Origin of the sequence: Amycolatopsis granulosa (assembly GCF_011758745.1) — a bacterium.
Taxonomy (GTDB): domain Bacteria; phylum Actinomycetota; class Actinomycetes; order Mycobacteriales; family Pseudonocardiaceae; genus Amycolatopsis_E; species Amycolatopsis_E granulosa.
Genome location: NZ_JAANOV010000001.1, coordinates 5,613,070 through 5,623,989, shown reverse-complemented (window position 1 = coordinate 5,623,989; position 10,920 = coordinate 5,613,070). Strand labels below are relative to the sequence as shown.

General features: G+C 72.3%; 12 protein-coding genes. 4 read left to right on the top strand and 8 right to left on the bottom strand.

Annotated elements, in window-relative coordinates; genetic code table 11:
- Positions 1-392 (top strand): ABC transporter substrate-binding protein (locus tag FHX45_RS27695; RefSeq protein ID WP_167108114.1); only part of this gene is annotated, 392 nt, incomplete at its 5' end.
- Positions 393-423: 31 nt separating this feature from the next.
- Here the strand turns inward: FHX45_RS27695 and FHX45_RS27690 are convergent.
- From FHX45_RS27690 to FHX45_RS27680, 3 genes are all read right to left on the bottom strand, one after another.
- The gene (locus FHX45_RS27690) at positions 424-963 is read right to left on the bottom strand and encodes a GNAT family N-acetyltransferase (RefSeq protein WP_167108111.1); all 540 of its coding nucleotides are present in this window, start codon (positions 961-963) and stop codon (positions 424-426) included.
- A 246-nt stretch (positions 964-1,209) separates the two neighbouring features.
- A complete protein-coding gene (locus tag FHX45_RS27685; RefSeq protein ID WP_341771664.1) occupies positions 1,210-1,641 on the bottom strand; it encodes a nucleoside deaminase in 432 nt (143 codons plus the stop codon).
- Positions 1,641-2,459, bottom strand: coding sequence for an LLM class flavin-dependent oxidoreductase (locus tag FHX45_RS27680; RefSeq protein WP_167108105.1), 819 nt, complete (start codon positions 2,457-2,459; stop codon positions 1,641-1,643). The genes FHX45_RS27685 and FHX45_RS27680 overlap by 1 nt, the downstream gene beginning before the upstream one ends.
- Positions 2,460-2,552: 93 nt before the next feature.
- Between FHX45_RS27680 and FHX45_RS27675 the strand changes: the two genes are divergently transcribed.
- Complete coding sequence (locus tag FHX45_RS27675) at positions 2,553-2,999, top strand: Lrp/AsnC family transcriptional regulator (protein ID WP_167108102.1); 447 nt, start codon at positions 2,553-2,555, stop codon at positions 2,997-2,999.
- A gap of 175 nt (positions 3,000-3,174) precedes the next feature.
- On the opposite strand, the gene FHX45_RS27670 is transcribed toward FHX45_RS27675, so the two are convergent.
- Positions 3,175-4,263: an LCP family protein gene (locus FHX45_RS27670; protein ID WP_167108099.1), complete on the bottom strand. Its 1,089-nt coding sequence runs from the start codon at positions 4,261-4,263 to the stop codon at positions 3,175-3,177.
- 165 nt (positions 4,264-4,428) lie between these two features.
- The gene (locus FHX45_RS27665; protein WP_167109542.1) at positions 4,429-5,085 is read right to left on the bottom strand and encodes an alpha/beta fold hydrolase; all 657 of its coding nucleotides are present in this window, start codon (positions 5,083-5,085) and stop codon (positions 4,429-4,431) included.
- 100 nt (positions 5,086-5,185) lie between these two features.
- On the opposite strand from FHX45_RS27665, the gene FHX45_RS27660 reads away from it, so the two are divergent.
- A complete protein-coding gene (locus FHX45_RS27660; RefSeq protein WP_167108096.1) occupies positions 5,186-5,890 on the top strand; it encodes a sugar isomerase domain-containing protein in 705 nt (234 codons plus the stop codon).
- Here the strand turns inward: FHX45_RS27660 and FHX45_RS27655 are convergent.
- Together FHX45_RS27655 and FHX45_RS27650 are read right to left on the bottom strand one after the other, a co-directional pair.
- The gene (locus FHX45_RS27655; RefSeq protein ID WP_167108094.1) at positions 5,887-7,752 is read right to left on the bottom strand and encodes an ABC transporter transmembrane domain-containing protein; all 1,866 of its coding nucleotides are present in this window, start codon (positions 7,750-7,752) and stop codon (positions 5,887-5,889) included. The genes FHX45_RS27660 and FHX45_RS27655 overlap by 4 nt on opposite strands.
- 130 nt (positions 7,753-7,882) lie before the next feature.
- Positions 7,883-8,473 (bottom strand): TetR family transcriptional regulator, encoded by a 591-nt coding sequence (locus FHX45_RS27650; RefSeq protein WP_167108091.1) that lies wholly within the window; start codon positions 8,471-8,473, stop codon positions 7,883-7,885.
- Positions 8,474-8,766: 293 nt separating this feature from the next.
- Here FHX45_RS27650 and FHX45_RS28770 point away from each other — a divergent pair, with 293 nt between their 5' ends.
- Complete coding sequence (locus FHX45_RS28770) at positions 8,767-9,084, top strand: helix-turn-helix domain-containing protein (protein ID WP_167108088.1); 318 nt, start codon at positions 8,767-8,769, stop codon at positions 9,082-9,084.
- A gap of 127 nt (positions 9,085-9,211) precedes the next feature.
- On the opposite strand, the gene FHX45_RS27640 is transcribed toward FHX45_RS28770, so the two are convergent.
- A complete protein-coding gene (locus FHX45_RS27640) occupies positions 9,212-10,687 on the bottom strand; it encodes an FAD-binding protein (protein ID WP_167108085.1) in 1,476 nt (491 codons plus the stop codon).
- Positions 10,688-10,920: the final 233 nt, after the last annotated feature.

Genomic DNA, 10,920 nt, shown 5'->3' with positions numbered 1-10,920 from the left:
CGGCGGGGCACTGGGTGCCCGAGCAGATCGCCGCCGCGGGCGGGGAACCCCTGCTCGCCGCGCCCGGGGAGCACACGCACGCCGTCGAGTGGTCCGCGGTCGTCGCGGCCCGGCCCGACGTCCTGCTCCTGCTGCCGTGCGGCCTGCCACCGGACCGCACGGAATCCGAGCTGGACCTGCTCGCCACCCGCCCGGGCTGGTCCGGCCTGCCGGCCGTGCGCAGCGGACGGGTGTGGGTCCTCGACGGCCCGGCCTACTTCAACCGGCCCGGCCCGCGCGTCGTGCGCGGCGCGGAAATCCTCGCCCACGTGCTGCACGGCATCGGGGACGTGACCCCGGAGGAGGCGCGCCCGGCCCGCACCCCGGGCTCCGGCGGGGCACCTCCGGTCTGATCCCGGGTACCGCCGGCAAAACCCTGCGTGGTCAGGACGCGGTCTGCCGCCACACGAGGACGCGCCCGGTCGCCGCGGTGCCGCCGGGCAACTGCGTGGGCCGTTCCGTCAGCCGGGTGAAGCCGAGCCGGGCCGGCACCGCCGCGCTGCGGTGGTTGGCGACGTCGTGCACGATCTCGACCCGGTTGGCGCCGACGCGGAAGGCTTCGGTGGTGAGCAGGCGCGCCGCGCGGGTGGCCCAGCCGCGACCGGTGTAGGGCTTGCCCAGCCAGTAACCGATCTCCAGGCCACCGCGGCCGATGCGGGCCATCAGCCCGCAGCTGCCGGCGATCGCCCCGTCCGGGGCGACGATCGCGTAGTCGAACGTCTCGGCCGCGAGCCAGCTCTCCCGCGTCAGCATCAGGAACTCCCGCGCGTCGCGCTCGGTGTAGCTGCCGACCGCCCACGGCATCCAGGGTGCGAGGTGGTCCAGCGACTCGTCGACCAGGCGATGCAGCGCTTCGGCGTCGCCGGCCCACCACCGGCGCAGCACGATCACCCCGTCCGACAGGCTCTCCGCAGGGATCTGCATCCCTCGATCATCCCCGCCCCGGTGCTCGCCCGCACGGGAGATTCCAGCGATAGATCGTGATCACGCTGGGGCGACGGCCGGCGGTGGTGGTCGCTTGCTTGGATCGGGCCTGGTGGCGGCGTCGCCGGTGGGACCAGCGGAGCCGGTGGGCCCTGTCGTGCACGCGTACACGTGAACGTGCCCAGCTACTACGGATGAACGCGCTCGGGTTGTGGTGTGGTGCGGGCCGTTGGCCGGCACTCCCGGTCAACGCCGGTAGTAGTCGTCGATGGGGGCGCGTGCCACGTCGAACAGAGCCGGGCCGTCCTGCGCTACCGCCGGCCAGGCGCCTGAGTCCGGGTTGAGTTCGATGAGTTGCTCGGTGGAAAGCGCGTAGACGACCCGGCCGAGTCCGGAGCGGACGATGCCGCCCGCGCACATGGAGCATGGCTGGCAGCTGGTGTACATGGTGGTGCGTACGGCCGTGTCATGGTCGAGTTCGCGGGCCGCCCAGCGGGCGAGTTTCAGTTCCGGGTGGGCGCTGATGTCGTTGTCGCGCCGCACCGTGTTGTGGGCTTCGGCGAGAATCGCTCCGTCCGGGCCGACCAGCAGGGAGCCGTACGGCGCGTCGCCGAGGGTGATGGCATGGGCCGCGATGTCGATGGCGCGCCGCAGGAAATCCTCGTCGGCAGCAGTGATCACGGTGTGGTCCTCCAGTGTGTGGCCACGGCGGTGAGTGCCTGCCAGGCTGCGCTGGGACGCCGAGTCTCCTCCGGATCTCCGTGGTAGGGGTCGAGCACGACGGTGCCGGAGCCGAGCAGACGGAGCTGGTTCAGATCGTCGAGGATCTGCTCGATGGTGCCGGAGCCGGCCGGCCGATCGGGGTCGTTGACGGGTGTGGTGGTCAGCCGCAGGACGATGCGGGGCGCGAACGCCGGCAGCGAGTGGTTCGTCACGGCCGAGCGCAGCCAGGGAAGGGTGGCCCGCAGCGGGTGCCAGGCGGCGTCGAACCTGATGGCGCGTCGGATCGCTGCCTCGCTGTTGCCGCCGACCCAGATGGGTATCGGGCTGGTCCGGCCGTCGGCCTCCTTTTGCAAGGTCTTCCGCAGGGTGCCGAGGTACTCGTCGGTCAGCCTGCCGCGCGCGGCGAACGGCACGCCGAGCGCCTCGAACTCCTGACGTGCCCCGCCGACGCCCACCCCGAGCACGAGCCGGCCGCCGCTGAGCTGGTTGAGGTTGGTGGCCATGCGCGCCACCAGCAGCGGATGCCGGTAGGGCAGCACGAGCACGGTGGTACCCAGCCGAACCGTGGTGGTGGTGCCGGCCAGCCAGGACAGCGTGGTGAACGGCTCGTAGAACGGCTCCGGGTACCGCACGGCCACGTCCGGGGTGACGGCCACGTGATCCGACACCATGAGGAGGTCGAAGCCGAGCCCCTCCACGATCCGCGCCCACTCGCGCAGCACGCCGGGATCGGTTCCCGGCCCGAAGTTCGGTACGTTGACGCCAAGTTGCATGGTTGAGGTTATCCCGGCGATCAAGGAGCTTGGAAGTGGCATCTCCCGGCAGTCTCTCACATTTTCCAGTCATTTTCCCGGTAAAATGACGAAATGACCGTGAATCTTGACGACGTCGATTGGGCGATCCTCGACGAGTTGCAACGGGAGGCGCGCATCTCCCTCAGCGAGTTGGGGCGGCGCGTGAGCCTCAGCCCGTCAGCCACCACGGAACGGGTGCGGCAACTGGAGGCGATGGGCGTCATCACCGGCTACCACGCCGTGGTCGACCTGGCCAAGGTCGGCTACCCCATACTCGCCGTCGTCCGGTTGAAGTACCCGGGCAACCACCACCAGCCGCTGCGCCGACTGCTCGCCGAGCGACGCGAGATCCTGGAGTGCCTGCGCACCACCGGCGACGACTGCTACACCCTCAAGGTGGCCGCGACCTCCATGGAGCATCTGGAGACGCTCATGGACGAGCTGGCCGGCTTCGGCAGCACGACCACCAGCGTCGTCTACAGCCAGACGCTGCCCTTTCACGGACCGCCCCGGCCCTGACCGACAGCAGGCCCGGCGACATCCGCACAGCCCACCTCAGTACCCGGGAAACCCAACCCGCCAAGGCCACACGAGGTGTCACCCGTTGCGAACTGCCCCCGTGGAGGACCGCGGGGCCATGGCTTCGGCCGTCGCCGAAGACCTCGCAAGCGTGATCACGACCACCGCTGGAGTACTAGTTCATGATCGCGCTGTCGGGCACCGCGGTGTCGTTGCGGAGGGCGTCGAACAGCTGCCGGGACTTGCTCTTGTCCCAGTGCTCGGCGGAGGCCGTGGTGACCGGCACGGTCGTGGACAGCACCCCGTCGGAGGAGATGCCGCGCATCGCCCACGCCAGGCCCACCAGGTTGTGCAGGTGGTCCCCGGAATCCATGGTCAGCGCGTCCGGCGCCGCCCCCAGCAGCGGGAAGAAGTCGAACGGGTTGAGCAAGGTCCCGGGGCTGGCGATCTGGCTGACCAGCGCGCCGATGAACTTGCGCTGGTTCTCCACCCGGTCCAGGTCGGAGCGCGGGGTCGCGTCGCTGTGCCGCATGCGGACGAAGCCGAGCGCGTGCGCGCCGTCGAGCTCCTGGCAGCCGGCGGGGATCGTGATGCCGGTCATCGTGTCGTGCATCTCCTTGTCGACGCACATGTCCACGCCGCCGATCGCATCCACGATGGTCGCGAACCCGCCGAAGCCGATCTCGGCGTAATGGTCGATGCGCAGCCCGGTGGCCTGCTCGACCGTCTTCACCAGCAGCGGCGCACCGCCCAGGGAGAACGCGGCATTGATCTTGCTCGTGCCGTGTCCGGGAATGGCGACCTCGGAGTCGCGCGGCAGGCTCACCAGAGTCGGCTTGGTGTCGTTGTCCGGCAGGTGCGCGAGCATGATCGTGTCGGTGCGCTGCCCGCCCCCGGCGGCCGCCACGTCCCCGGTGACCAGGCGCTGCTCGTCCTCGGCGGACAGGCCCTCGCGGCTGTCGGACCCGACGATCAGCCAGTTCGTGCCCGACGCCGCGGCGGGGCGGCCGTTGTAGTCCTCGATCGCGGCGACCCGGTGGATCGAGAACTCCAGGTAGATCCACACGCCGGCGAAGAACAGCAGGACCACCGACAGGAGCGTGAGCAGGATCTTGCCCGGCCCGAACCGGCGGCGGCGCGAGCGCGGCGGCCGGGCGGCCGGCGGGACGCCGCCGCGGGAGGGCATCGCGCGCGTCGGCGGCGGTCCGCTCCGCCGGGGCGGGGCCTGCCGGTAGCCGTCGGCGCGGCCGGGCACCGGCATCATCTGTGCGGGCTGGTGCTGCCGTGGCCCGCGCGGAGCGCGCGCTGGGTGTCCGCCCTGGTTCGTCACGCCATCACCGTTCCCCGATCGACCGGCCCTAGGACGTCCCTAGTGAACCGCAAGCCGTCCTCCCGAGGACGTGCAGCACCCCGAACGGGTTGCGCGCGGTCACGCGGGCAGGCGAAGCCGCTGGTCGGGAGCCGCTGACCAGGCGGTGAGCGGCGCCACGCCGGCCGCGTCCCGGGCGAAGTCACGCACCAGCCGCGTCCACACCCCGGGCCGGAACAGCATCGCGTGCCCCTCGGACATGACCTCCATCCGCACCACCCACTCCGCGACGGCCTGCGCACGCTGCGCATAGGCGAAGGACTCCGCGGGGCTGGTGATGCGGTCGCGCGTGCCGTGCGCGATCAGCACGGCACGGCCGGTCACCGGCTCGACCGGCTCGCCGGGCGGGGTCCACGGGGCCAGCGCCAGGACCGAGCGCACCGCCGGGTCGTCGGCGACGCGCAGCGCGACCCGGCCGCCCATCGAGTGCCCGACGAGGTACACCGGCACGCCGGGCCGCTCGGCGCGGATCCGCTCCAGCGCCCACCGCGCGTCGGCGACCGGGTGCTGGTCGGGCTCGTTCCAGCCACGAACGCGGTTGCGCAGCAGCCGCACCTCCACGCCGTGCGGCGCGCCCGCACCCGCGATGGACCGCGCCAGCGGCGCCATCCGCAGGTAGGCCAGCCCCCACGGCCGGACCACGCCGAGGCCGTTCTCCGCACCCCCGTGCAGGACCAGCACCACGGCCCGCACCGGTCCGCGGGCTCGCCAGGTCATCAGCACGGGATCGCTCGTCACGTGTCGTCCAACGTCCCGGGCAGCGGGAATCTTCCGTCCGGCCACCGCGGTGGGTGGTCCGTTCCCTAGGCTCGGCCGGGTGATCAACGATCTGGTGGCCGGCGCGCTCGGGCGGGCCGGCGAACGCAACGCCGCCGCGATCCGGCAGGCGGCCGGGCTGGTGCTGGACGCGGTGCGGGCGGATGCGCTCGTCTTCACCGCCGGGGCGGGGCACTCGCTCGCGGCGGTGGCCGAGACCTTCTACCGCGCCGGCGGCCTGGCCTGCGTGTATCCGCTCTACCACCCGGACCTGCTGCCGCTGCACAGCGCGGCCGCCAGCACGGCCGCCGAGCGGCGGTCCGGGCTGGCGGCGCAGGTGCTCGCCGAGCGCGCTCCCGGCCCGGGCGACGTGCTGTTCGTGTTCTCCAACTCCGGCGTCAACCCGTACCCGGTGGAGCTGGCGGCGGCGGTCCGGGCGCCGGTGGTGGCGGTGACCTCGCGCGCCGCGGTGGCGGCCGCCCCGCGCCGGTCGCCCAGCACGCTGCCCGACCACGCCGACGTGGTCCTCGACACCGGTGTGCGGCCCGGCGACGCGGCCTTCCCCGAGGACGGCCCGCGCACGGTGGCGCTGTCGTCGCTGCTCAACGTCTACCTCTGGAACGAGGTGCTGGCGCACGTCGACGACCTCGCCCGCGCGGCGGGTATCGAGGTGCCGTTGTGGCGCAGCTCGAACGTGGCCGACGGCGACGCGGCGAACACGGCTCTCCTGGAGCGCTACCGCCCCCGGGTCCCGGCGCTGCGTTAAGCCGCGGCCGGTTCCTCGCTGAACTGGGTGTGGTGCAGGTCGGCGTAGCGGCCGCCCGCGGCGAGCAGTTGCTCGTGCGTGCCGCGTTCGACGATGCGCCCGGCCTCGACGACGAGGATCTGGTCGGCCGCGCGCACGGTGGACAGCCGGTGGGCGATGACCAGCGCGGTCCGCCCCTCCAGGGCGTGCGACAGGGCTTCGCTGACGGCCGCCTCGGATTCGGAGTCCAGGTGGGCCGTGGCCTCGTCCAGCACGATCACCCGGGGCTGTGCGAGCAGCAGCCGCGCGATGGTCAGGCGCTGCCGTTCGCCGCCGGAGAGCCGGTAGCCGCGCTCCCCCACCAGGGTGTCGAGCCCGTCGGGCAGGCTGCGGACCAGCTCGGCCAGCCGCGCCCGCTCCAGCGCGTCCCAGATCTCCTCGTCCGTGGCGCCGGGCCGCGCGTACTCCAGGTTGGCCCGGATGGTGTCGTGGAACAGGTGCCCGTCCTGCGTGACCACGCCGACGGTGTCCCGGATCGCGGTGAACGCCAGGTCCCGGACGTCCACATCGGACAGCCGGATCGACCCGGAGTCGGTGTCGTAGAGGCGCGGCAGCAGCGACGCGATCGTGGACTTGCCGGCTCCGGACGAGCCGACGAGCGCCACCATCTGCCCCGGTTCGGCGCGGAAGCTGATTCCGTGCAGCACCTCCTCGCCCCCGCGGCTGTCCAGCGTGGACACGTCCTCCAGGGAGGCGAGCGAGTACCGGTCGGCCGCCGGGTAGGCGAAGGTGACGTCGGCGAACTCGACCGACACCCCGCCCTCGGGCACGGTCCGCGCGCCCGGTTTCTCGGTGATCATCGGCTCGAGGTCGAGCACCTCGAAGATCCGCTCGAACGACACCAGCGCGGTCATCACATCCACCCGGACGTTGGCCAGCGCCGTCAGCGGACTGTAGAGCCGGGTGAGCAGCAACGCCAGCGCCACGACCGTGCCGGGGGCGAGCTGCCCGCGGATCGCCAGCCAGCCGCCCAGGCCGTAGACCAGGGCCTGCGCCAGCGCCGAAACCAGGGTGAGGCTGGTCATGAACCAGCGGGTGAGCATCGCCGTCCGCACCCCGATGTCCCGCACCCGGCCGGCGCGGGCGCCGAAGTTCTCGGCCTCCCGCCCCGGCCGGCCGAACAGCTTGACCAGGGTGGCGCCGGGCGCGGAGAACCGCTCGGTCATCTGCGTGGTCATCCCGGCGTTGAGCTGGGCGGATTCCCGCTGCAGGGCGGCCATCCGGCGGCCCATGCGGCGGGCCGGCAGCACGAACACCGGCAGGAGCACCAGCGCCAGCAGCGTCACCTGCCAGGACAGTGTCACCATGACCCCGAGTGAGAGCACCAGCTGGATCACGTTGGTGACCAGTCCGGACAGGGTCGCGGTGAAGGTGCGCTGCGCGCCGATCACGTCGTTGTTCAACCGGCTCACCAGCGCGCCGGTGCGGGTACGGGTGAAGAACGCGATCGGCATCCGCTGCACGTGCTCGAACACCGCGCGGCGCAGGTCGTAGATCAGCCCCTCGCCGATGCGGGCGGACAGCCAGCGCTCGACCAGCCCGAACCCGGCGTCGGCGATGGCGAGCGCCGCCACCACGGCCGCCAGCAGACCGACCAGGCCGGCCTCCCGCCCGCGCACGATCGTGTCCACCACCTTGCCGGCCAGCACGGGGGTGGTCACCGCGATCACGGCCGACACCACGGTCAGCGCCAGGAACACCAGCAGGCTGCGCCAGTACGGCCGGGCGAACCGCGCCACCCGGCGCACCGTGCCCGGCGCCAGTCCCTTCGGCGCGTCCGCCGACCGCATCGCCGAACTCATCAACGACCAGGTGTTGTCCACATCGTCCTCCGCCGCGCCGCCGCAAACAGCTCCAGATTACTTCAGGTTTGCGGCCGGATGGCGCGAGACGGCCCCGGGGTCGCCACCGCCGCGACGGCACGCACTACATCCAGCTCGGCGGAGGCTTCCGCTATTCCGTGACGCCGGGCTCACCCGCCGCGGCGCGGGTGCCCGCGACGGCGTCCAGGCCGGCCAGGAACAGGGCGAGGTCGGCGGCCCAGAGCCGCTCCAGCACCCGGGGATCGGCGTCGGGGAGCTGGTCGAGTCCGGCGATGAACAGGCACAGGATCCGGATCACCTGCAATGCCGTGGCCTCGGCCCGCTGCCCGAAGCCCGCCTCGGTGAGCACGGTCACCAGCCGGGCACCGATCGGCTGCGGCAGGTGACCGGCGGCGGCGTTGCGCGCGATGTGCCAGGCGACGCCGGGGCACCGGTGCAGCACACCCCACCCCATCTCCCCCAGGCGGCGCACGTACTCGCGCCAGCCGGTCCCGCGTGTGGGGACGAGGAGGATCCGCGCGGCGATGTCGTCGACGACGGCGGCGACGAGGACGTCCCGCCCGCCACCCAGGTGGTGGAACACCGCGCCCGGGTAGACCCCGACCTGCTCGGACACCGCCCGCAGCGACCACCCCTCCAGCCCTCGGCGGCGGGTGAGCTCGACGGCCGCGGCGACGATCTGGTCGCGGGTGAGGCCCTTGCTGATGCGGGGATGGTTCACCGGGAGCCTCCCCGCGTCCGTCGCCGCACACACGCCTGGCACACCCTCCCCGCGGCGGTGCCGACGACGGGACCGGTCCGGACACCGGATCGGGGTAAGGCAATCATGGCTCGTTCCTCGGTACTTCGTGAGTTCCTGGCCGACGCCGGCGGCTCCACGCCGCCAGGATTCCGGCCGATCGGCGATCTACGTCACGGCACTGCAGGGTTTCGCATGCCAGATCTCCCCTGTGCGGAATTACCTGTTCAATCTCGCATGGTCCCCGCCGCGGGTGCGCTCCAGCATGCGCGCCGGTGTCTGCCGCCGAGCCCCGCCGCCGCGCCGCCGATGTGATCGCCGAACGGATTCGCCGGCTGCGCGCGTCGCGCAGCCTGACCCGGGAACGTCTCGCCTCCCGATCGGGGATTTCGGTGCGGCATCCGAGTGCGCTGGAGGACGGCGAGATCGCATCACCGGGGCTCATGGTGCTGCTGCGGGTCGCCAGGGGGTTGCGCTGCGGGAGCACGGAGCCGCCCGGCGGTCTGCCTCCCACCGAACCCGCGCGTGGCGCTCCGGTCCCGGCCCGACCGGTGGCGGGGCTGGCCGCCACGAGCCCGGCCGGACCGAGGTGACGGCCCGGTGGGTTCCCGGATGCATCGACCGCATCCGGTTCCCGCGGCCGCGGTGATGACACCGACGCGGTCACCTCACCCGCGGCGATGGCACGTGCTGGCACATCATGCCCCTCGGTGTCCCGCCCTAGGGAAGAGCGGCGGCGATGCCCTGGCCCGGCGTCAGGATGCGAGCCGGGTCGAACTGCTGCTTGGTGGCCACGACCGCGTCCCAGTGCGGGCCGTAGTGCCGCCGCCAGTCCGCGGCGGTGAATCCGTGGCTTCCGATGGGGTACACCACGCCGCCCCGCGCCAGCGCAGCGGCGATCCAGTCCCGGTTGCGCGCCAGCATCGCCTCGGCGTAGCCGGGTTCGGGATCGTGCTCGGAACAGGTGAGGACGTCGAAGAGCCAGATCAACTCGTCGGGTTGCTGCTCGGGCAGCCGCAGCCGGGGCCGGCGGAAAGCTCCCGCGCGGTGCGGGAACAGCAGCACGAAACCCTCACCGTGTGGTGCGGACCAGTCGTCCGGTGTCATCCGGGACAGCGTGCTGGTGACGTAGTCGCCGATCTGGGAGTCGGCGAGGAACACGTCGAACCAGGGCTTGCGCCGCTCGTCCCAGCCGGCCTGCCGCCATTGATCGATGATGCCGGAGTACTTGAGAGCGTGATCGAGATAACCCAGCTGTTCCTGCTGCGCCGGGCCGGTCCAGTCCAGCCCGTCCACGGGATCGGCGGAGGCGTACCGGCCGTCGTCGTACTCGTAGCGGGCCAGGTGGATCAGGAAGGTCGGCGCCGGGTTGCGTCCGCCACCGGGCAGTTCCATCCCCGGCGGCATGATCATGCAGTACACCTCGTCCAGCAGCCCGCCGCGGATCAAGGTCCGCATGATGCGGAACGCGGCGGCCGCATCGGCCAGGGGCAGCACCCACGTGCGCACCTGGGTGGGCATCGACATCAGCGCCAGCTCGGCACGGGTGATGATGCCGACCTGCCCGAGCCCGCCCAGTGCCGCCGCGAACAGATCCGGGTTCTCGGTTTCCGACGCCCAGCGGATCTCCCCCCGGCCGGTGACGATCTGCAGGCGGCGCACGAAGTCGACCTGGGCGCCCAGCCGGTAGTTCGGGCTGATGCCGCCGGCACTGAGCGTGCCACCGACCGACAGCGGCACGTATCCGGTCAGACCGCCGGCAAAAGCCAGTTTCGGTCCCGCCAGGGTCCGCACCAGGTCCGACCAGAGCACGCCCGCGTCCACGTCGACCACGCCGTCGACGGGAGGGCGGATGGCGCCGAGGCTGGTCATGTCGACGACCAGGCCGTCGCGTACGAGCGACTGGCCCTGCGTCTGGTGGTGGGTGCCCTGCGGCGCCACCGGGATGTGGTGGTCGTGGCAGAGCCGCACCATGGTGGCGACGTCCTCGGCCGTGGCCGGCCGCAGCACCGCGCCCGGCCGGTGCGTCACCAGCCGTCCCAGGTCGCGCGAGGCCGCGTCCCGTGCGGCGTCGTCGACGAGCAGCTCCCCGGCCAGCGGGGGGACCGTGACGACGGTGCCCGAGAGCTGGGTGGTCCAGCAGCGCCGGGCCGGGTCCCAGCCCGCCACCACCTGCGTCATCGCGTCCTGACCCATCGCTCTCCCCTCAACCGCCGCATTGCCTTCCCCGTTCAGGGTCGCCCGACCACGCTCCGTGAACATCCGTGAGATCCACATGGTTGAACCCTGTTCACCGAAAGGTGCCGCCTCCGCTCCCGTACGAGAGGCGTACGAGAGGTGCGCCCTCCCGTACGGGAGGTGCGGCCCGACGCGCCAGCGGACGTACGAAAGATGACAGGACCGACTCCTCTGAACTACAGTTCACGATC